The sequence below is a fragment of the Nocardia jiangxiensis NBRC 101359 genome (genome assembly GCF_000308615.1).
Lineage (GTDB): Bacteria > Actinomycetota > Actinomycetes > Mycobacteriales > Mycobacteriaceae > Nocardia > Nocardia jiangxiensis.
Genome location: NZ_BAGB01000032.1, coordinates 14,205 through 35,345 on the forward strand (window position 1 = coordinate 14,205; position 21,141 = coordinate 35,345).

The 21,141-nt window shown below is 68.1% G+C and carries 22 protein-coding genes; 18 read left to right on the top strand and 4 right to left on the bottom strand.

The features are described from left to right. The first annotated feature begins 1 nt into the window (after window position 1). On the top strand, window positions 2–1,462 hold the full coding sequence (locus ON40_RS11455) for a GntP family permease (protein WP_040821590.1): 1,461 nt from the start codon (window positions 2–4) through the stop codon (window positions 1,460–1,462). Between the two features lie 12 nt (window positions 1,463–1,474). On the opposite strand, the gene ON40_RS11460 is transcribed toward ON40_RS11455, so the two are convergent. After that, the gene (locus tag ON40_RS11460) at window positions 1,475–2,818 is read right to left on the bottom strand and encodes an FAD-dependent oxidoreductase (protein WP_051192988.1); all 1,344 of its coding nucleotides are present in this window, start codon (window positions 2,816–2,818) and stop codon (window positions 1,475–1,477) included. A 56-nt stretch (window positions 2,819–2,874) separates the two neighbouring features. Further along, on the bottom strand, window positions 2,875–3,357 hold the full coding sequence (locus ON40_RS48070) for a MarR family winged helix-turn-helix transcriptional regulator (protein ID WP_051192989.1): 483 nt from the start codon (window positions 3,355–3,357) through the stop codon (window positions 2,875–2,877). Between the two features lie 93 nt (window positions 3,358–3,450). On the opposite strand from ON40_RS48070, the gene argC reads away from it, so the two are divergent. The 6 genes from argC to ON40_RS11495 are packed head-to-tail and all read left to right on the top strand — an operon-like array spanning window position 3,451 to window position 9,396. Further along, the gene (argC, locus tag ON40_RS11470) at window positions 3,451–4,545 is read left to right on the top strand and encodes an N-acetyl-gamma-glutamyl-phosphate reductase (protein WP_040821683.1); all 1,095 of its coding nucleotides are present in this window, start codon (window positions 3,451–3,453) and stop codon (window positions 4,543–4,545) included. Beyond that, entirely contained in the window at window positions 4,542–5,747 is a 1,206-nt protein-coding gene (gene argJ, locus ON40_RS11475; RefSeq protein ID WP_040821593.1) for a bifunctional glutamate N-acetyltransferase/amino-acid acetyltransferase ArgJ, read from the top strand. The genes argC and argJ overlap by 4 nt, the downstream gene beginning before the upstream one ends. Continuing rightward, the gene (gene argB, locus ON40_RS11480; protein ID WP_040821596.1) at window positions 5,744–6,709 is read left to right on the top strand and encodes an acetylglutamate kinase; all 966 of its coding nucleotides are present in this window, start codon (window positions 5,744–5,746) and stop codon (window positions 6,707–6,709) included. Before argJ ends, argB begins: the two co-directional genes overlap by 4 nt. Then, window positions 6,706–7,914: an acetylornithine transaminase gene (locus ON40_RS11485; protein WP_040821604.1), complete on the top strand. Its 1,209-nt coding sequence runs from the start codon at window positions 6,706–6,708 to the stop codon at window positions 7,912–7,914. Before argB ends, ON40_RS11485 begins: the two co-directional genes overlap by 4 nt. Then, window positions 7,911–8,858 carry an ornithine carbamoyltransferase gene (gene argF / locus ON40_RS11490; protein ID WP_040821606.1) on the top strand — a complete coding sequence of 316 codons (948 nt, stop codon included), beginning with the start codon at window positions 7,911–7,913 and terminating at the stop codon, window positions 8,856–8,858. Before ON40_RS11485 ends, argF begins: the two co-directional genes overlap by 4 nt. 13 nt (window positions 8,859–8,871) lie before the next feature. Further along, complete coding sequence (locus ON40_RS11495) at window positions 8,872–9,396, top strand: arginine repressor (protein WP_040821608.1); 525 nt, start codon at window positions 8,872–8,874, stop codon at window positions 9,394–9,396. A gap of 31 nt (window positions 9,397–9,427) precedes the next feature. On the opposite strand, the gene ON40_RS11500 is transcribed toward ON40_RS11495, so the two are convergent. Next, complete coding sequence (locus ON40_RS11500) at window positions 9,428–10,741, bottom strand: MFS transporter (RefSeq protein WP_040821611.1); 1,314 nt, start codon at window positions 10,739–10,741, stop codon at window positions 9,428–9,430. Between the two features lie 266 nt (window positions 10,742–11,007). Here ON40_RS11500 and ON40_RS11505 point away from each other — a divergent pair, with 266 nt between their 5' ends. Next, window positions 11,008–11,931, top strand: a complete 924-nt coding sequence (locus ON40_RS11505) for a ketopantoate reductase family protein (protein WP_040821686.1) — start codon at window positions 11,008–11,010, stop codon at window positions 11,929–11,931. 71 nt (window positions 11,932–12,002) lie between these two features. After that, window positions 12,003–12,197 carry a hypothetical protein gene (locus tag ON40_RS11510; RefSeq protein WP_040821688.1) on the top strand — a complete coding sequence of 65 codons (195 nt, stop codon included), beginning with the start codon at window positions 12,003–12,005 and terminating at the stop codon, window positions 12,195–12,197. Between the two features lie 57 nt (window positions 12,198–12,254). On the opposite strand, the gene ON40_RS51790 is transcribed toward ON40_RS11510, so the two are convergent. Beyond that, a complete protein-coding gene (locus tag ON40_RS51790; RefSeq protein ID WP_157186269.1) occupies window positions 12,255–12,410 on the bottom strand; it encodes a hypothetical protein in 156 nt (51 codons plus the stop codon). Between the two features lie 296 nt (window positions 12,411–12,706). Here ON40_RS51790 and ON40_RS11515 point away from each other — a divergent pair, with 296 nt between their 5' ends. The 9 genes from ON40_RS11515 (at window position 12,707) to ON40_RS11555 (ending at window position 21,129) form a co-directional block, all read left to right on the top strand. Then, complete coding sequence (locus tag ON40_RS11515) at window positions 12,707–13,909, top strand: argininosuccinate synthase (RefSeq protein ID WP_040821614.1); 1,203 nt, start codon at window positions 12,707–12,709, stop codon at window positions 13,907–13,909. Between the two features lie 190 nt (window positions 13,910–14,099). Then, window positions 14,100–14,990, top strand: coding sequence for a class I SAM-dependent methyltransferase (locus ON40_RS11520; RefSeq protein ID WP_040821616.1), 891 nt, complete (start codon window positions 14,100–14,102; stop codon window positions 14,988–14,990). A gap of 49 nt (window positions 14,991–15,039) precedes the next feature. Next, complete coding sequence (gene argH / locus ON40_RS11525; RefSeq protein ID WP_040821619.1) at window positions 15,040–16,461, top strand: argininosuccinate lyase; 1,422 nt, start codon at window positions 15,040–15,042, stop codon at window positions 16,459–16,461. A gap of 158 nt (window positions 16,462–16,619) precedes the next feature. Then, a complete protein-coding gene (locus ON40_RS11530; protein ID WP_040821621.1) occupies window positions 16,620–17,222 on the top strand; it encodes an NUDIX hydrolase in 603 nt (200 codons plus the stop codon). Window positions 17,223–17,231: 9 nt separating this feature from the next. Next, window positions 17,232–17,762, top strand: a complete 531-nt coding sequence (locus ON40_RS11535; protein ID WP_040821624.1) for a hypothetical protein — start codon at window positions 17,232–17,234, stop codon at window positions 17,760–17,762. A gap of 58 nt (window positions 17,763–17,820) precedes the next feature. Next, on the top strand, window positions 17,821–18,144 hold the full coding sequence (locus ON40_RS11540; protein WP_040821627.1) for a DMT family transporter: 324 nt from the start codon (window positions 17,821–17,823) through the stop codon (window positions 18,142–18,144). 201 nt (window positions 18,145–18,345) lie between these two features. After that, the gene (locus ON40_RS11545) at window positions 18,346–19,107 is read left to right on the top strand and encodes an ATP-binding cassette domain-containing protein (RefSeq protein WP_040821691.1); all 762 of its coding nucleotides are present in this window, start codon (window positions 18,346–18,348) and stop codon (window positions 19,105–19,107) included. Next, entirely contained in the window at window positions 19,104–20,126 is a 1,023-nt protein-coding gene (locus ON40_RS11550; RefSeq protein ID WP_040821629.1) for an ABC transporter permease, read from the top strand. The genes ON40_RS11545 and ON40_RS11550 overlap by 4 nt, the downstream gene beginning before the upstream one ends. Before the next feature lie 28 nt (window positions 20,127–20,154). Further along, entirely contained in the window at window positions 20,155–21,129 is a 975-nt protein-coding gene (locus tag ON40_RS11555; protein WP_051192998.1) for an ABC transporter substrate-binding protein, read from the top strand. Window positions 21,130–21,141 lie beyond the last annotated feature (12 nt).

The following is a 21,141-nucleotide window of genomic DNA, read 5'->3' on the forward strand; positions in this document are numbered from 1 at the left end:
TATGGCCGCCACCGTCGACTGGCTGCGGACCACCACACCGGGACTGCTGATTCTGTGCGGTCTCGCGATCGTCGTGCTGCTCGTGGCGATCATCCGGTTCAAACTCGAGCCCTTCATCGCGCTGCTACTGACCGGCCTGCTGCTGGCACTGGCCGCCGGACTACCGGTGTCCAAGATCGTGGGCACACCGCTGAAATCCTCGGATTCCCTGCTGGAGACGGGATTCGGTGGGATTCTGGGGCATATCTCGGTGATCATCGGCCTGGGCACGGTGCTCGGCGCGATCCTGGAACGCTCCGGCGGCGCCGACGTGCTGGCGGAGAAGCTACAGAATCTGTTCGGGCCCAAGGGCGCTCCCGTCGCCATGGGGCTGGTCGGCCTCATCTTCGGTATTCCGGTGTTCTTTGACATCGGCATCTTCGTCCTCGCGCCGCTGATCTACGTGGCCGCCAAGCGGGGCGGCGGATCGCTGGTGCTGTACGCGATGCCGATGGTGGCGGGTCTGTCCATGACGCACGCGTTCCTTCCCCCGCATCCGGGTCCGGTGGCATTGGGCGGGCTGATGGGGGTGAGCCTGGGCTGGCTGATCATCATGGGCCTGGTGTGCGGCCTGCCGGGATTCGTTGCGGCGGGCCTGGTCTGGGGCAGTTTCATCGGCAAGCGGATCACGGTGGATGTTCCGGCGGAATTCCTGGTGCGGCCCTCGGGCGATGCGGCCGAGCCGGAGCGAGTCGCGCATGCCGATGGGACACAAGGGGATACACCGCCCGGAGCCGAACCGACCCGGCGGCCGTCGGTCGCCCTGATCGGTGCGATCATCGCGATTCCGCTGGTGCTGATCCTGGGCGCGACCTTCGGCAGCCAGTTGCTGAAGACGAAGTCCGCGTTGCTCGAGGTGCTGACCTTCCTCGGTAACCCGGCCGTCGCGCTGCTGATCGCGGTCCTGGTCGCCTTCTACATCCTGGGTCTGCGCCGCGGTTCGACGGTGCAGCAGCTCGGCGTGCTGACCGCGGAATCGCTGCGGCCCGTGGGCATGCTGCTGCTCGTCATCGGTGCGGGCGCGTTCTTCGGTGCGGTCATCTCGGCCACCGGCATCGGAAAGGTGCTCGCGCACACCATGTCCGAGGCCGGGCTGCCGGTGATCGTGCTCGCCTACATCATCAGCTGCGGCCTGCGCATCGCCCAGGGCTCGGCCACCGTGGCGATCGTCACCACCGGCGGCATCGTCGGCCCGCTGGTCGTCGGACACGGCTACTCGCAGATGTCGCTGGCGTTGATCGCCATGGCGGTCGCGGCCGGTTCGATCATTCTGAGCCACGTCAACGACGGGGGCTTCTGGATGATCTCGAAATTCTTCAATCTGTCTGTGAAACAGACCCTGCAGACCTGGAGTGTGCTCGAGACCGTGCTGTCGGTGGTGAGTTTCGCGGTGGCGGCGATACTGTTCGCCCTGGTGAGCTGACCTGCGCCGGGGTTAGACCCGCGTCGGTTCCGGTTCGCTGCCCAAGCCGCCGAACATCTTTCGCTTCAGCGGGGGCAGCGCACCGGCCAGCCGGAAGACCGTGCGGGCCATGGTGCGGGATACGCGGCTGTCCGAGACGGACTGCTCGGCGGCCTGCAGGGAGGCGCGCACGGCGGCGAAACCGTAGCCGATCATCTGCGCCTCGTAATCGTGCAGGGCGTCGAGCAGCGGCCGCTCACCGCGCGCTGCGGCGGTGAGCGCGGCGGTCAGCACATGGGCGTCGCGCAGGGCGGTGTTGGCCCCGATACCGCGGAACGGGGTCATGCTGTGGATCGCATCGCCCAGCAGCGTGACATTCGTTGTCTCCCAGGGCTCGACCGGCACCGAGGTGCGGATCGGCAGCAGGGTGACGGTATCGGTGTCGCATCCGGTGATCAGCTCGCGCAGCTGCGGTGACCAGTCGGCGGTGAGCCGATCGGCGAGATCCTGAAGTTCTCCGGACCCCATGGTTTCCAGATTCGCCGGATAGTCGCCGCGTTTGGCGGCGTAGCTCCACAACACATAGGGCCGGGTGTTGTCGAACAGCGCGCCCGGATACAGCTGTGCGGCACCGTCGTTGCCGCCGATCGTCCCGGAATCGGCCCCGGCGGCCGAGAATTCGTGCGGTGCGACGAACATGCCGCAGCTCCTGGGCGGAATGACGCTGACCGGAGCGAGCTGTAGCCGGGGTGCGAGGCGGCGGCGGCTCTGCTCGGTCAGCATGTACTTGCCGCCGATGGCGACGATTCCGGTGTCGACGCGCTCGGCGTGCGGGAGCAGTTGCGCGCGTACCCGCGAGGTGCCGCCGTCCGCGCCGACCAGCACATCCCCGATCGCCGACGTGCCGTCGGCGAATAGGGCCTCGACGCGACCGTCGGGCAGTTGGGTGTATCCGGTGATCGCCTTGTCGTAGTGCACCACGTCGTCCAGTTCGGACAGCAGGATCTGGCGCAGGGTGATTCGGCTGACGCCGAAGTTGCGGTCGACGTCGTCGGAGGGATTGCCCTCGATGGTCTCGCGGTCGAGTTCGAGCAGGGTGTTCATCTGCTCGGTGACGAATCCGAATCCGATTCCGGACTCGACCGGATTGGAGTGGCCGACGAACGCGCGGTACAGATGTTCGGGCAGCAATTCGTGCAGGGCCCGGCTGCCGCGCGGGCTGATGTGGATGCGAAAGCCCTGCAACCGATCGGTGCGGTGCCGATCGCGTTCGTATACCGCGACGTCGACTCCGGCCTTGCGGAGCCCGTGCGCCAGGGCGAGGCCGCCGATCCCGCCACCGGCGATGATCACGCGCACAGATGTATCAGCGGACATGGTATCCACTTCCAATCCTGATCGATTATCAATAGCGAGAAGGGTTTTCGGGCGGATCAGCCCTGGCTCCAGCCGAACGGCCGGTTCCGCTTGCGGGCGGCCTGCTGCTGCTCGGCCCCGTAGCGCGCCCAGTCCTCGGTCAGCCGGGTGAGCAGCCGGGTCAGGGTGACCACGTCGTCGGCGGACCACTCGGCGATCACCGCGCCGAAGACCTGCTCCCCGACGTCGAGGAACTGCCGCAATTCGGCGCGTCCGGTATCGGTGGCCACCAGCAGGACCGCGCGACGATCCGCGGGGTCGGGCTCGGTGCTCACCAGTTCGGCCTCGGCCAGCGCCCGGATGTGCCGGGTGATGGAGGAGGGGAGGGCGTCGAGCCGCTCGGCGACCTCGCCCGCGCGCAGCGGGCCGTGTTCGACGGCCAGTTGCAAGACGCCCAGCCGGACCGCGTCGAACATCCGCGCCTGCCCCTGCCGGTTGGCCTCGGCGAAGTGGGAGACGGTGCGAACCAGGTCGGCGATCTGGGATTTATTTGCTTGCATGAAACAAGAGTAAATTACTTGATCCTGTGAAACAAGTATTATTTCCGGCAACCCCGCTATGAATGGGATTGCATGATCGTGCATAATCATCACATGGCGGATACCTCGAGTGGGCCCGTACTGCGGGTCGCGGTGGCTGGTGCGAGCGGATACGCGGGCGGTGAGGTCCTGCGATTGCTGCTGGGACATCCGGCGTACCGAAGTGGGCGCCTCGAGATCGGGGCGCTGACCGCCGGGTCGAATGCGGGTACGCCGCTGGGGGAGTCGCAGCCGCATCTGCTGCCCTTGGCCGATCGGGTGCTGGCCGAGACGACGCCGGAGATCCTGGCCGGACACGACATCGTCTTCCTCGGCCTGCCGCACGGCCAGTCGGCGGCGATCGCCACCGCACTGCCCGAATCCACGGTCATCATCGACTGCGGCGCGGATTTCCGGCTCACCGACGCCCAGGCATGGGAGCGGTACTACAAGACCCCGCATGCGGGCAGTTGGCCCTACGGCCTGCCCGAGCTGCCGGGTGCGCGCGAGCGGTTGCGCGGCGCGACCCGCATCGCGGTGCCGGGCTGCTATCCCACCGTGTCCAGTCTGGCGCTGGCGCCGGCGGTGGCCGCCGGGATCGTCGAGCCGAGCGTGCATATCGTCGCGGTGAGCGGAACCTCCGGGGCGGGTCGTAAACCCGATGTGGGACTGTTGGGTTCGGAGGTGATGGGCTCCGTGCGCGCCTACGGCATCGCCGGTGCGCACCGGCACACCCCGGAGATCGCCCAGAATCTGAAGGCGGCGGCCGCGAGTGCCGTGGCCGGCCGCGAATTCGATTGCGCCGGTGCCGATGTCACGGTCTCGTTCACCCCGGTGCTCGCGCCGATGCCGCGCGGCATCCTGGCCACCTGCACCGCGCCCACGCGAGTGGATCTCGCACAGGCCCGCGCGGTCTACGAGAAGGCCTACGCCGACGAGCCCTTCGTGCATCTGCTGCCCGAAGGGCAACTGCCGCAGACCGGTTCGGTGCTCGGCTCCAACGCGGTGACCCTCCAGGTCGCCGTGGACGCCGACGCCGGACAGCTGGTCGTGATCGGCGCGATCGACAACCTGACCAAGGGCACCGCGGGGGCCGCGGTGCAATCGATGAATCTGGCGGTCGGCTACGACGAGACCGCCGGACTTCCCACCGTAGGAGTGGCACCGTGACATCCAGCGACAAATTGGTCCGGACCCAGGGTGTGACCGCACCGCTGGGATTCCGCGCGGCCGGGATCGCCGCCGGGATCAAGGCGACCGGCAAACCGGATCTGGCACTGGTGGTCAACGAGGGCCCGGAATGCGGTGCGGCCGGGGTGTTCACCCGCAACAAGGTCAAGGCCGCTCCTGTGCTGTGGTCGCAGCAGGTGCTGACCGGCGGCCGGTTGCGCGCGGTCATCCTGAACTCCGGCGGTGCGAACGCCTGCACCGGTCCGGGCGGATTCCAGGACACCCACGCCACCGCCGAGGAATTGGCGAAAGCGTTGAGCAACTGGGGAACCGAGACCGGCGCGGGCGAGATCGCGGTCTGCTCGACCGGTCTGATCGGGGACCGGCTGCCGATGGACAAGGTGATTCCGGGCGTCACCGAGATCGTGCACGAGATGGCCGGCGGCATATCCGGCGGGACCGATGCCGCGCACGCCATCATGACCACCGACACCGTCCCGAAGGAGGCGGCGTACCACCATCACGACAAGTGGAACGTCGGCGGGATGGCCAAGGGCGCGGGCATGCTGGCCCCGTCGCTGGCGACCATGCTCGTGGTGCTGACCACCGATGCCGTGGCCACTCCCGAGCAGCTGGATTCCGCACTGCGCAAGGCGACTTCGCGCACCTTCGATCGCCTCGACGTCGACGGCTCGTGCTCCACCAACGACACCGTGCTGCTGCTGGCCAGCGGTGCGAGTGAGGTCACCCCCGCGCAGGAGGATCTGGACGCGGCGGTCCTGGCCGTCTGTGATGAACTGGCCGGGCAGTTGATGGCCGACGCGGAGGGCGTCACCAAGCGGGTGCTGGTCACCGTGCGCGGTGCGGTGGACGAGGATCAGGCGCTGATCGGGGCTCGGGCGGTCGCCCGCGACTCGCTGGTCAAGACCGCGATCTTCGGATCGGATCCGAACTGGGGCCGGGTGCTGGCCGCGATCGGCATCGCGCCGATCGATCTCGAGCCCGATCGAATCTCGGTGTCGTTCAACGGGAATCCGGTGTGTGTCGGCGGGATGGGCGCACCGGGCGCACGGGAGGTCGATCTGTCCGGCGCGGACATCCACATCGTGATCGATCTGGATCTGGGCCAGGGCGAGGCCACCATCCGCACCACGGACCTCTCGCACGGGTACGTCGAAGAGAATTCGGCGTACAGCTCATGAGCGAGACCGATTCCACTGTGCCCCAGTCGGTCACCGATACCGTGGCCGGGCTGTCCGCACTGGACAAGGCACACGTGCTGGCCGATGCGCTGCCCTGGCTGCAGAAGTTCCGCGACACCGTCGTGGTGGTGAAGTACGGCGGCAACGCCATGATCGACGAGGACCTCAAGCGCGCCTTCGCCGCCGATATGGTCTTCCTGCGCACGGTGGGCGTCCACCCGATCGTGGTGCACGGCGGCGGACCGCAGATCAGTGCGATGCTCGAACGACTCGGTCTGCAAGGGGAATTCCGCGGCGGGCTGCGGGTCACCACACCCGAGGTGCTGGACGTCGCGCGGATGGTGCTGTTCGGTCAGGTCGGCCGGGAGCTGGTCGGCCTGATCAACGCGCACGGACCGTACGGCGTGGGCATCTCCGGCGAGGACGCGCGGCTGTTCACCGCGACCCGCCGCACCCTCGAGATCGACGGTGCGACAACCGATATCGGCCTGGTCGGCGATGTAACCTCGGTGAATCCGGAGGCGGTGCTGGACATCGTGCGGGCGGGTCGCATTCCGGTCGTGTCGACCCTGGCCCCCGATGTGGACGGTGTGGTGCACAACGTCAACGCCGACACCGCCGCGGGCGCGCTGGCCGCCGCGGTGGGTGCGGAGAAACTGGTCGTGCTGACCGATGTCGAAGGGCTGTACACGAATTGGCCCGACCGGTCCTCGCTGACCACCCATATCGACGCCGACGCGCTGGCGAAGCTGCTGCCCTCGCTGGACTCGGGGATGGTGCCCAAGATGGAGGCCTGCCTGCGCGCGGTGCTCGGCGGCGTGCCGACCGCACACGTCATCGACGGGCGGGTGCCGCACGCGGTCTTGTTGGAACTGTTCACCGGGGAGGGGATCGGCACGATGATCTCCCCCTCGACCCCACCGCGGACCTCTGCGCCGCAGGAGGGCACGGAAAACCCATGAGTACTCAGGACATTCAGCAGCGGTGGTCCACCTCGCTGATGAACAACTACGGCACCCCCGCGATCGCGCTGGTGCGCGGTTCGGGCGCGGAACTGCACGACGCCGACGGGAAGCGCTACCTCGATTTCCTCGGCGGTATCGCGGTGAACAGCCTCGGGCACGCCCACCCGGCGATCATCGAGGCGGTGACCGCGCAGCTGAACACGCTCGGGCACATCTCGAATCTGTATGCCAGCGAACCGGTGATCGAACTCGCCGAACGTCTGCTGGCGCATTTCGGTGACGGTGCGGGCCGGGCGTTCTTCTGCAATTCGGGCACCGAGGCGAACGAGGCGGCGTTCAAGATCGCACGGCTGACCGGGCGCACCAAGATCGTCGCCTGCGAGGAGGCGTTCCACGGCCGCACCATGGGCGCGCTCGCGCTGACCGGCCAGCCGTCCAAGCGCGCGCCGTTCGAGCCGATGCCGCCCGGCGTCGTGCACGTACCCTACGGTGACGCCGAAGCCCTTGCCGCCGTGGTCGATTCGGATACCGCCGCGGTATTCCTGGAACCGATCATGGGGGAGAGCGGGGTCGTGGTGCCGCCGCCGGACTATCTGGCCACCGCCCGCGCGATCACCGCCGAACACGGCGCACTGCTGATCCTGGACGAGGTGCAGACCGGTATCGGCCGCACCGGCCACTTCTACGCCCATCAGGCCGCGGGGCTGGTGCCCGACGTGATCACCCTGGCCAAGGGCCTGGGCGGCGGACTGCCGATCGGCGCGGTGCTCGCGCAGGGCCGTGCGGCGGACCTGCTCACCCCCGGCCTGCACGGGACCACCTTCGGCGGCAATCCGGTCTGCGCCGCCGCGGCGCTGGCGGTGCTGCGCACCATCGACCGGGACGACCTGCTGCACAACGTGGAGACGGTCGGCAAGAAACTCACCGACGGCATCGCCGAACTCGGACATCCGCTGGTCGACCACGTGCGCGGCGCGGGCCTGCTGATCGGCATCCAGCTGAATCGGCCGGCGGCCCCGCAGGTGGAACTGGCCGCCCGCGAACGTGGTTATCTGGTGAATCCGGCCAAGCCCGACGTCATCCGGCTGGCGCCGCCGCTGATCTTGACCGAGACTCAAGCCTCGAGCCTGCTGTCGGATCTGCCCGGCATCCTGGACACCGCCCTGGAGAAGCACACCACCCTGGAGAAGGGGGACAAGTGAGTATCCGTCACTTCCTACGCGACGACGACGTCAGCCCGGCCGAACAGGCCGAAATCCTCGCGCTGGCAGCGGAACTGAAGGCAGCGCCGTTCTCGCGGCGACCGCTGGAGGGGCCGCGCGGGGTCGGCGTGATCTTCGAGAAGAACTCCACCCGCACCCGGTTCTCCTTCGAGATGGGGATCGCCCAGATCGGCGGGCACGCGGTGGTGGTCGACGGCCGCACCACTCAGCTGGGCCGCGAGGAGACCCTCGCGGACACCGGCCGGGTGCTCTCGCGCTACGTCGACGCGATCGTGTGGCGCACCTTCGAACAGGACCGGCTCGACGAGATGGCCGCCACGGCAACGGTTCCCGTGGTGAACGCGCTGTCCAACGAATTCCACCCCTGTCAGGTGCTGGCCGACCTGCTGACCCTGACCGAGCGCAAGGGTGATCTGACCGGCCGCACCCTGGCCTACTTCGGCGACGGCGCGAACAACATGGCGCATTCGCTGCTGGTGGGCGGCGTCACCGCGGGCCTGAACGTGATCATCGCCGCGCCTTCGGGTTTCGAGCCCGCGGACTGGGTGCTCGACGCCGCTCGCAAGCGCGCCGCGGAGACCGGGGCGAGCGTCACGGTCACCGGCGATCCGGTCGCCGCGGCCACCGGCGCGGACGCACTGGTCACCGACGCCTGGACCTCCATGGGCCAGGAGAACGACGGCCTGGACCGGGTCGGCCCGTTCCGGCCGTTCCAGGTCAACGCCGAACTGCTTGCCCATGCGGCCGCGGATGCGGTTGTGCTGCACTGTCTTCCGGCGCACCGCGGGGAGGAGATCACCGACGAGGTGATCGACGGCCCGCACAGCGTCGTCTGGGACGAGGCGGAGAACCGCCTGCACGCCCAGAAGGCGCTGCTGGTGTGGCTGTTGGGCAAGAACGGCGGGCAGGAGCGACGATCGTGATCGGAAGACGTTCGTGAGTACCACCGATCGAGCGAGCGCCGAGTCGAGTAGATCCGGCCCGGCGACCGCTCGCACGCGTGCCGGTCGCCAGCAGCGCATCGTGGAGATCCTGTCCGGGCATGCGGTGCGCAGCCAGACCGAACTGGCCGCGCTGCTGGCCGAGGCCGGTATCGAGACCACCCAGGCGACGTTGTCGCGGGATCTGGACGAGCTCGGCGCGGTGAAGCTGCGGGCCGCGGACGGCGGCGCGGGCGTCTACGTCGTCCCCGAGGACGGCAGTCCGGTGCGTGGGGTCACCGGCGGCACCGACCGGCTGTCCAAACTGCTCGGCGATCTGCTCGTGTCCACCGACCACAGCGGCAATATCGCGGTCCTGCGCACGCCGCCGGGCGCTGCGCACTTCCTGGCCAGCGCGCTCGATCGTGCCTCGCTGCCGGAGATCGTCGGCACCATCGCCGGGGACGACACCATCGCCGTGATCGCCCGCGAACCGCTCACCGGCGCGGAACTGGCGGCCAAGATCGAACAGTGGGCCTGAACCGGTTGCGCCGGTGCGATATTCGCACTGGTCAGTCCGGCATTACCTGTCCGCGGGTCTCCGGGGCCAGCCCGACCAGGCCGATGCCGATCAGGAAGACGATCGCGGTCGCGCTCAGCGGGATGGCCAGGGACCCGCTCGCGTGGATGCCGTAGCCGATGAGAAATGTTCCCGCGGCGGCGAACCAGCGCGACAGCGTCGTGGTGAACGCGAATGCGGTGGCGCGCATCCGGGTCGGATACTGTTCGGGCAGCCAGATGGTGAAGATCGCGAAATTGGCCCCGCCGAGCCCGAGCACCGGCAGGAAGACGAAGGTCAGCACGATCGAATGCGCCGGATAGGCGATTCCGTAGACCCCGACCGCGCCGATGGCCATCAGTACGAACAGTCCGGCCAGGGTGGCGCGTCGCCCGAATCGGTCCGCCAGACGCGGAATCACCACACAGCCCACGATCGTGAACGCGGCCACCGTCATCGAGGAGATCCCGGCCAGCCGCACCGTCGCGGAGGATCCGTATCCCGCGTGGTGCGCCAGATCGGTGACGGTGGTGGGCACGTAGGTCGATCCGGCCCACAGCCCGATCACGCAGACCACCAGCAGGGCCAGATTGCCCAGGGTGCGGGCCCGATAGGGCGGGGTCAGCACGTCGATGACCGGCTGCCAGAAGGATTTTCGCTCCTGTTCGGCCGAATTCTGTTGCCAGCGTTCCGGTTCGGGCGTGGTGCGACGAATGATGAAGACCGCCAGCGCCGGAATTCCGCCGATCAGGAACATCCCTCGCCAGCCCAGTTGCGGCCCGGCCGCGAGATACAGCGCCGAGACGATCAGCACGCCGACATACGCGGCCGAATGCATCAGGCCGCCGAATCGCGCACGCACGCGTTCGGGTAGTACTTCGGCCAGAAGCGTTCCCGCCATGGCCCATTCGCCGCCGACGCCGACCGCGGCGAGGAATCGGAAGGCGTTCCACTCCCACAGTTCGGTGGCCAGCCCCGCCAGTGCGGTGAACACGCCGTACATCGCGATGGACGCCGTCATCGCGGGCATCCGGCCGAAGCGGTCGGCGATCGGCCCCCAGATCACCGAACAACCCCAGCCGAGCAGGAACAGCGCTGCGCTGATCTGGCCGTACCAGCCGATATTCGCGGAGGTCGCGGCGACGCCGGCGCGCGGTAGCAGTTCGGTCATCGTGGGTGCGAGTACCAAACCGAATACGGTCCAGTTGAAACCGTCCATCGCCCAACCGCCGAACGAGCCCCAGAACGCGCGGCGTTGTGTCGAGGTCAGCGGGGGTGCCGAGGCGTTGCGGGAGGCGGCCTGTGCGGGATCGTCGTCGATCGTCACGGTGTAACTCGTTTCCAGGTGCTGCCGTACCGCGGTCCGCCGCGGTGATGTGATCGTTCACACACTAACCGGAGGCATCCGGGTTCCGCAGGACTCCGGACGAGCGGATACCGGCCGGACTCGCCGCGTGCCCGCTGCGGCGGTCTCTCGAACGTGAAATCCGTTACCTGCGGTACCAATTGAATGCTTGGCCGGTCGGCGATAGTGTATGCGGACGCATGAATCACGTGCGGTTGTCGACGATGTGGAGGCCCTGACTCGTGCGCATTACGGTATTCGGGGCGGGTGGAATCGGACTGTACTTCGCCGGGATGCTGGCGCGCGCCGGTCATCAGGTGACAGTGGTCGGGCGGCAGGAGACCGTCGAGGCCGCGGCGGCCGGTCCGCTGCTGGTTTCGCGTGCGGGAGAAGAGAGTTCGATACCCGACGTCCAGGTGGTCACCGAGTTGCGGCCCGGTGGTGATCCGGCGGACCTGGTGATCGTCGCGGTGAAGGCGTGGCAGGTTCGCGACGTCGCCGAGGCGCTGGAACCAGTCGTCGGCCCGGAGACCACGATCCTGCCGTTGCAGAACGGGGTCGAGGCGGCGAGTGATCTGGCCGCGGTGCTGGGCGTCGAGCGCGTCCTGGGTTGTACCTGCGTGGTGATCGCCGAACGTGTCGAACCCTGGTCGGTGCGTTGCCTGGGCGCGCATGCCGCGGTGGAAATCGGTGCGCTGACACCGGATTCGGCCGAACGTGTCGAAGCGGTGGTCGAGGCGCTGACCCCGGCCGGTATCGCGGTCACCCGCACGAACGACATCGAAGCCACGCTGTGGCGCAAGCTGATGCTGATCTCCTCCTACGGCGGGGTCGGTGCGCTGGCGCGCCAGCCGGTCGGAGTCGTGTCCACCGAACCCGAGACCGTCGCGCTGGTGCGTGCGGCGATGGTCGAGGTGCTCGAGGTGGCCCGTGCCCGGGGGATCGCGCTGGATCGGGACGACGTCGATCGGATGATGAAGGTCTACGCGGGTTTCGGTCCGGAGACCACCGCATCGATGCAGCGTGATCTGGCCGCCGGCCGCCCGTCGGAACTGCACTACCAGAGTGGCGCTGTCGTCCGGTTCGGCCGGGCCGCGGGTGTCGCCACGCCCATCCACCAGACCATCTACGCCTCGCAACTGCCCTCGGAGACATCCGTTCGGGAGCACTAGCCGGGGTCTGTCGATCGGGCGCATCCGGGACCACACTGGACATGGTCGCCCGATACGAGGAGGAACATAGCGTGCGCCGTGTGATCAGTGTGGTGGTTGGTGTCGTGCTGTGCCTGCTCGGGGCGCTGTGGATCGGGCAGGGCACCGGTAACGTCCAGGGCTCGCCGATGACCGGCCACTCCCAGTGGACGTACCTGGGTGCGGTTCTCATCGTGGTCGGAGTCGTGGCGATCGTCTCGGCGGCTTATCGACGCCGAAAGCGCTGACCCGCGCGGAGGCGCAGTGGCCCGGCGGCCGGTTCGGCTGCCGGACCACGGTGAGTGCTAGGCGAGCGGGTACTGCCCCGGCGGAACCCCGCCGCCACCGCCGCCGTTCATGCCCGAATTCAACAGGTCCCCGATGATCTGTATGACGGCCTGTCCCAGGGACAGCACGTCCCCGCCGATCAACTCGAAGAAACTCCCGATTCCCGAAAACATCTGGACCGCCCTTCTGCCGCCCGGACTGCTGGTCCCTCCAGGCTCGCACACGCGTCCGGTCGACGCGGCAATCTCGTTGGGACGCATCGGGGTTTGCGGCAAATTGTCCGGATCAGCCGGAGTGTCGCCGACCGTGTCGGCATCCTGTCGCCCGTTTCACTCCCCCCCGGGTATGAATGGGCTTGCATCGTCATGCATAATCATTTGTGCGTGGTGCGGGCCGCCTGGGGAGTGGGGTGGGAGCGCCGCGGGCGCACAGACTTGGATACGCACGAATTACTCGAGGAGTTACAGACATGGCCGATCGCGTCGTACTCGCCTACTCCGGCGGGCTGGACACCTCCGTCGCCATCAGCTGGATCGGCAAGGAGACCGGGGCCGAGGTCGTCGCGGTCGCGATCGACCTGGGGCAGGGCGGCGAGGATATGAACGTCGTGCGCCAGCGCGCGCTGGACTGCGGCGCCGTCGAAGCGGTCGTGGTGGACGCGCGCGACGAGTTCGCCGACGACTACTGCCTGCCCACCGTGCAGGCCAACGCCCTCTACCAGGGCCAGTATCCGCTCGTCTCGGCGATCAGCCGCCCGCTGATCGTCAAGCACCTGGTGGAGGCCGCGAAGTTCCACGGTGCCAGCACCGTCGCGCACGGCTGCACCGGTAAGGGCAACGACCAGGTCCGCTTCGAGGTCGGCATCGGCGCCCTGGCCCCCGATCTGAACGTCATCGCCCCGGTCCGCGACTACGCCTGGACCCGGGAGAAGGCCATCGCCTTCGCCGAGGAGAACAAGCTCCCGATCAACGTCACCAAGAAGTCGCCGTTCTCCATCGACCAGAACGTCTGGGGTCGTGCGGTCGAGACCGGCTTCCTCGAGGATCTGTGGAACGCCCCGACCAAGGACGTCTACGACTACACCGTCGATCCGACCATCAACTTCGAGGCCCCCGACGAGCTGGTCGTCAGCTTCGACAAGGGTGTGCCCGTGGCCATCGACGGCCGCCAGGTCACCGTGCTCGAGGCGATCGTGGAGCTGAACCGGCGCGCGGGCCGCCAGGGCGTGGGCCGCCTCGACATGGTCGAGGACCGGCTGGTCGGCATCAAGAGCCGCGAGATCTACGAGGCTCCGGGCGCGATCGCGCTGATCACCGCGCATCAGGCGCTGGAGAACGTCACCCTGGAGCGCGAGCTGGGCCGGTACAAGCGGCAGGTCGAGCAGCGCTGGGGCGAGCTGGCCTACGACGGCCTGTGGTACTCCCCGCTCAAGCGGGCCCTGGACGCGTTCGTGCGGGACACCCAGGAGCATGTCACCGGCGATATCCGCATGGTGCTGCACGGCGGCAACGTCGTGGTGAACGGCCGCCGCAGCGAGGAGTCGCTGTACGACTTCAACCTGGCCACCTACGACGAGGGCGATTCCTTCGACCAGTCGCTGGCCAAGGGGTTCGTGCAGATCCACGGCCTGTCCTCCAAGGTCGCCGCGCGCCGGGATCTGTTCAAGAAGTAACGGCTCGGCCCCGGCGGCGTCCCCAGGAAGCAGGAGTAGCCTGCGATCGGCCGGGTGATCTCGCCCGGCCGTCGCGCGAGGCGGAATTCGTGTGTCGCGACGGTGACCGGCCGCGGACGCGTGTTCGCTGCCGGGTGTCGCGCTCGCGAGGCGGTTTTCGCGCGAAAGGGTTGGCCGACAGGAGGATCCGATGCGTACCGACGACGACAGCTGGGACATCACCGAGAGCGTGGGCGCGACGGCCGTGGGCGTCGCGGCGATGCGTGCCAGGGAGACCGCGCGTGCCGACGCGCTGTTCCGGGACCCCTATGCCGCCCGGCTGGTCGAGGCGGTCGGGTCCGGGTGGGACAAGATCATCCGCGCGCAGGTGGACACCGATCCCGAACACAGCCGGTTGTACGGTCCGCTGAACGCCATGATGACCGCCCGCACGGTGTATATCGACGAGTACTTCGGCGCGGCGGGCGCGGCCGGGATCCGGCAGATCGTCATCCTGGCGGCGGGTCTGGACGCACGCGCCTATCGACTCGAATGGGCTTCGGGCACAGTGCTTTTCGAGTTGGATCAACCGAAGGTTCTGGAGTTCAAGGCAACCGCGCTCGCGGCGGAGCAGCCTGCCGCGGATCGTCGCGCGGTGGCGATCGACCTGCGTCAGGACTGGCCGAAAGCGTTGCGCGACAGCGGCTTCGATCCGGCGCGGCCCACTGCCTGGCTGGCCGAGGGGTTGCTGCGCTACCTGCCCGGGGAGGCGCAGGACCGGCTGTTCGACAACATCGCCGAACTCAGTGCTCCGGGCAGCACGATCGCCCTGAACATGGGACAGGGGCAGCGGACGCTGAACCCCGAGATCCGCGCCGCGCGAGAGAAGATGATGGCGCAGGTCGGGATTCGGCTCGACGTGGAGAACCTCTGGTATTCCTCGGACGACCGCACCGACCCTCGCGACTGGTTCGCCGAGCACGGCTGGACGGTCAGCGCCTCCGATCCGGTCGCGGTACTGACCGAGCGTGGTCGCAAGGTACCCGACGAAGTGCGCGAGATCTTGCACAACCACATCCTGATGACGGCCGTGCGCCCCTGAGCGCCACGGCACCGACGACCGCGATGCGCGGGTGAGGAGAGCACGACCGATGACCGATGGCGGCAGCACCAACGAAGGGGCGCTGTGGGGTGGGCGGTTCGCGTCCGGCCCCGCCGCGGCGATGGCGGCGCTGAGCAAGTCGACCCAATTCGACTGGGTGCTGGCACCTTACGACGTGCGCGCGTCGAAAGCGCATGCGCGCGTGCTGCACAAGGCCGGTCTGCTGTCCGCCGACGATCTGACCGCGATGCTGGCAGGGCTGGATCGCCTTGCCGCGGACGTGGATTCGGGCGCGTTCACCCCCGCCGAGGCCGACGAGGACGTGCACGGCGCGCTCGAACGCGGGCTCATCGAACGGGTCGGCGCCGAACTCGGCGGACGCCTGCGCGCGGGACGCTCCCGCAACGACCAGGTGGCCACGCTGTTCCGGATGTGGTTGCGCGATGCGGTACGTCGCGTCGCGGCCGGGGTGGTGGACGTGGTGGACGCGCTGGTCGCGCAGGCCGCCGCGCATCCGGAGGCGGTCATGCCCGGTAAGACCCACCTGCAGGCCGCGCAGCCGGTGCTGCTGGCGCATCACCTGCTCGCGCACGCTCATCCGCTGCTGCGCGATATCGATCGGCTGCGCGATTTCGACAAGCGCGCCGCGATCTCCCCGTACGGTTCGGGCGCGCTGGCGGGTTCCTCGCTGGGACTGGATCCCGAGGCGATCGCCGCCGATCTGGATTTCGATGCGGCCGCGGCCAATTCGATCGATGCCACCTCCTCGCGTGATTTCGCCGCCGAGGCCGCCTTCGTCCTGGCCATGACCGCGGTGGATCTGTCCCGGATGGCCGAGGAGATCATCCTGTGGAGCACACCGGAATTCGGCTACATCACCCTGGCCGACGCCTGGTCCACCGGATCGTCGATCATGCCGCAGAAGAAGAATCCGGACGTCTCCGAGCTGACCAGGGGTAAGGCGGGCCGGCTGATCGGCAATCTGACCGGTCTGCTGGCCACGCTCAAGGCGCAACCGCTGGCGTACAACCGGGATCTGCAGGAGGACAAGGAACCCCTGTTCGATTCGGTGGCCCAGCTGGAGCTGCTGCTGCCGGCCATCGCCGGTCTGGTGTCCACGTTGACCTTCCACACCGACCGGATGGCCGAATTGGCTCCCGCCGGTTACACCCTCGCCACCGACATCGCCGAATGGCTTGTCCGCCAGGGCGTTCCGTTCCGTGTCGCGCACGAGGCGGCCGGCGCCTGCGTCCGGGCCGCGGAGTCCCGCGCCGTGGGCCTGGACGAGCTCACCGACGCCGAATTCGCCGCCGTGGACCCGGCGCTGACGCCGCAGGTTCGCGAGGTGCTCACCGTCGAGGGTTCGATCGCCTCCCGCAACGCCCGCGGCGGCACCGCCGGGATCCGGGTCGCCGAGCAGCTCGACGAGGTCCGCCGCTCCGCCACCGAGGCCCGTACCTGGTTGGGCTGAGGCTCGGGTGTCGTCGGGTCCACCCAGTGGAAGGTTCCGCGCCGCAGACTCGATGAGTGAGGCTCGCGGGGCGCGGCCGGCAGCGGTCGACGTACTGTGGCTGTGACGAAGGGAGCAGCCGTGGTTGTCGAGCTGTGTGTCGGCCGGGGCGCCGGGGTATGACGAATTCTGCTGTCGCCGATCGGATTCGCGGCAACATGGCCGGATTCACCCGGATCGCCGCCACGGGTGGGCGCGCCGCGGCCGTGGTGATCTGCGTCGTGGACGATCCCGACGAGCCGCACGCACTGCTGATCCGGCGGGCGTATCGCGGGATGAACAGTGGTCAGTGGGCATTTCCCGGCGGCAAGATCGAGCCCGGTGAGCGTGCGGTGGCGGCCGGGCTGCGGGAGGTTCGGGAGGAGATCGGCCTGGACCTGGCCGAGTCCGATGTGGTCGGTGTGCTGGATGATTTCGTCACCGACTCCGGATTCGTGATGACCCCGTTCATCGCGGTGACTGCCGCACCCGCGCGGCTGGATCCCAACCCCGACGAGGTCGATTCGGTTCATGATGTCACCCTGGAACGCCTGGTCGGCGACGATCTGCCGGGCTGGACGACGACCCCGGCCGGGGTGCGGCTGCTGAATATGCCGCTGCGCGAGCGGATGCGGATCCACGCTCCCACCGGTGCGATCCTCTACCAGTTCCGCGAGGTGGCCCTGCTGGGTCGGCACACCCGCGTCCGTGATCTGCAGCAGCCCGAATTCACCCGCGAATGAGGGCTTTTCGTGCCTGACTACCGCGGTCCCTGCCGGATCACCGTCACCTCGGTCGAGGCCCTGTGGCCGCAGCGCGTGGCGGTCCGGGTCGGCGACCAGAGCCACACCTATGCGGCCGTGCTCCCGGGTACGCCGGGTGCGTCCTGCGGGATCGACGAGGAGAGTTGGGAGTTACTGCTACAGCATTGGGTCGACGGCTCGTGGCGGTCGAATATTCGCCTCATCATCGATGATTGGATCACCGACGGCAATGTCGAGCGTCAGGTGATTCACAGCAAGGATCACGACTGGCCGGAGGATCGCGCCGAACGCAATCTCGTGGTCACCCTGGAACGCGATATCGAGGTGGACCGGAGCCGCGACCGGGACCGCCCGACGGCCGCCCCCCGCGCCTCGGTCACCGCGTCCGATCAGCAATCGCCGCAACAGTATTCGTCCCCCCTGCGCGCGGCGTCGGCCGCCCACCGCGCCACCCCGCGGCACACCGGCCCCGTCGTGCGCCCGACCCGCTCCGACCCGGCCGCCGGAACCGGCAGGTGAGGCGCGGATCCGAGGCGGTCGAAATTCACTCGCCGATGATCCCGGATATCCTCCGCCAATGACGTTTCTGCTGCTCGCGCTCGCGATCGTGTCCGAGGTCTCGGCGACGGTATCGCTCAAACTGTCCGAGGGCTTCACCCGCCTGGCGCCCTCGATCGTCGTCGTCATCGGATACCTGGCCGCCTTCTTCTTCCTCTCCCAGGCCCTGAAACGCGGCATGTCCATCGCCGTCGCCTACGGCATCTGGTCCGCCATAGGCGTCGCAGCAGTAGCCGCCATCGGCGCAATGTTCCTCCGCGAAACCCTGAGCCTGATCCAACTGGGCGGAATAGCCCTGGTAATCCTCGGCGTCCTGGCCCTGGAGCTGGGCCGCGCCAACTGACCCGCCCTGTGCTGGAACGGATTGCGGAGGCGTTGGGGATTCGGTTGAGTGTCGAGTTTCGGCCGTTGCGGGAGGTCGGGTAGGTTCCGGTCGGTTACGCGATGCAATCTTCGTGATTCGGGCGTGGGTGGGGGTGGTGAGCGTTAACATCGGGCGGACGGGCCGGGTGGCCGGTCGGTCGATGTCGACGAGGTGATCGCCATGCCTTCCGTGGTGCTGGAGGCCGAGGGGCTGGTCAAACGCTATGGCGGCGTGGAGGCGTTGCGCGGGGCCAACTTTCAGGTGCGGGCGGGGGAGGTCGTCGCACTGATCGGGGACAACGGGGCGGGGAAATCCACGCTGGTGAAATGCCTTTCGGGTGCGGAGCAGCCCGACGGCGGGCGCATTCTGCTCGACGGTGAGCCGGTGCGGATGGGATCGCCGGTCGCGGCCCGCCGGTTGGGGGTGGAGACCGTCTATCAGGATCTCGCCGTCGCTCCCGATCTGGATCCGGCGGCGAATCTGTTCCTGGGACGCGAGCTGTTCCGGCGCGGGATTCGCGGGCGGATCGGGATGCTCGATCGCAAGACCATGAAAACGCAGGCAGCCGAACACTTTCGGCGTCTCGGAGTGACCCTGCCCCGGGACGACGTGCCGATCGGGGCGCTCTCGGGAGGTCAGCGGCAGACCGTCGCGGTGGCGCGGGCGGTGATGTGGGCCAGCAAGGTGGTGTTCATGGACGAGCCGACCGCCGCACTGGGCGTGGTGCAGCGCGAACGCGTGCTCGAGGTCATCGGCCGGGTGCGTGATCAGGGCATCGCGGTCGTGCTGATCAGTCACAACATGCCCGAGGTGCTGTCGGTCGCCGACCGGATCGAGGTGCTGCGGCTGGGCCGCCGCGTGGCGCGGTTCGACTCCGAGGCCACCCTCGGACAACTGGTCGGCGCGATGACCGGGGCATTGAACACCGAGGACGCGGCATGACAGTGGAGACCGCGGAGCTTCCCGAACGCAGGCTGTGGCAGCGCATTTCGGGTGTCAGCACGGTGTGGATCGGCCTGGTGCTGATCGTGCTGTACGTGGCGTTCAGCATCGCCCGGCCCGATGCGTTCCCCACCCGGTTCACCCTGCAGACCCTGCTGATCGAGACCTCGGTGCTGCTGGTGCTCTCGATCGGGATGACCTTCGTGATCATCACCGCGGGCATCGACCTGTCGGTCGGCATGGTGCTGATCTTCTCCGGAGTCCTGGGTTCGAAGACCATGGAGTGGCTCAGTCCGGGGCAGGACGCGAGCCATGCCGGCTGGGGGATCATCGCGGCCGGATTCGTGATCTCCCTTGCCGGGGGCGCACTCTGGGGTCTGATCAACGGGGTTCTGGTGGCGCGGGCCAAGATTCCGCCGCTGATCGTCACCCTTGGTTCCTTCGGTGCGGCCCTCGGCGCGGCCCAGCTCATCACCGGCGGCGTGGACACCCGCACCGTGCCCGAGAATCTGCGCGACTCACTGGGTTTCGGCACCCTGCTCGGCGGCGTGCCGGATCTGGTGCTGGTCGCGCTGGTGGTCACGCTGTTCGGCGCGTGGCTGCTGCACACCACCCGGTTCGGCCGCTACACCTACGCGATCGGCTCCAATGCCGAGGCCGCGCGACGTTCGGGCATCGGCGTCACGCGGCATCTGATCCTGGTGTACCTGATGACCGGATTGCTCTCCGGGCTGGCCGGATTCATGAACCTCGCCTACTTCGGCACCACCACCATCGCCGGGCACGGCACCGACAATCTGGACGCCATCGCCGGTGTCGTCATCGGCGGCACCAGCCTGTTCGGCGGAACCGGAACGATAGTCGGCACCGTGATCGGCGTATTCATTCCGTCGGTGCTGCGCAAGGGATTCGTCATCGCCGGAGTGCCGGTGTTCTGGCAGCCGATCGCCGTGAGCATCGTCCTGGTGGCCGCCGTCTGGTTCGACCAGTTGCGTCGAAAGGCGCGGGATCGCAAGTAACACAGGATGAATGAAGGTGAGGGCGGAGATGAGAACCGTGCGACGGGCCGCCGTACTGGCAGGCGTGATGGTGACGGCTGCGGCAGTGCTGGCCGGATGTGGCGGCAAGGTCGGTGATTCCGGTGGCGCCGACGCCAAGAAACTCGTGCTCATCCCGGGCGTGGCCAACGAGCCGTTCTACATCTCGATGCAGTGCGGCGCGCAGACCGAGGCGAAGAAGCTGGGATATTCACTGAACACCCAGGCCCCCACCCAATTCGACGCCTCGCTGCAGACGCCGATCGTCACCGGCGTCATCGCCACCAAACCCGGCGCGATCCTGATCGCCCCGACCCATGCCACGGCGATGGCCGCGCCGATCAAGCAGGCCGAGAATGCCGGAATCAAGATCGTCGAGGTGGACACCGCCCTGGACGACACCTCGATCGCGGTCTCCTCGATCTCCTCGGACAACGTCAAGGGCGGTCAGCTGGCCGCGCAGACGCTCGCGAAACTGGTGGGGGACAAGGGATCCATGTTGGTGATCAACACCAAGGCGGGCACCTCCACGACCGATCAACGCGCGCAGGGCTTCGCCGACGAGCTGAAGAACCATCCCGGGATGAGTTCACTGGGCGTGCAGTACAACAACAACGACGCCGCCCAGGCCGCCTCGATCGTGACCGCCACCTTGGCCGCGCATCCGGATCTGGCCGGAATCTTCGCCACCAACCTGAGTTCGGCCGAGGGCGCCGCGACCGGCCTGCGCAATGCGGGCAAACTCGGGCAGGTGAAGATCGTCGGCTTCGATGCCAGCCCGCAGCAGGTGGAGGATCTGCGCAACGGCACGATCCAGGCGCTGATCGCCCAGGATCCGGCCACGATCGGCGTCGACGGCGTGGATCAGGCCGCCGCCGCCCTCGAGGGCAAACCGGTGACCCGGCACGTCCAGACCGACATGGTGTCCATCACCCAGGCCGATATGGATGCGAACTCGAAGTATTTCTACAAGAGCAGGTGCTGATTCGAGCGGATC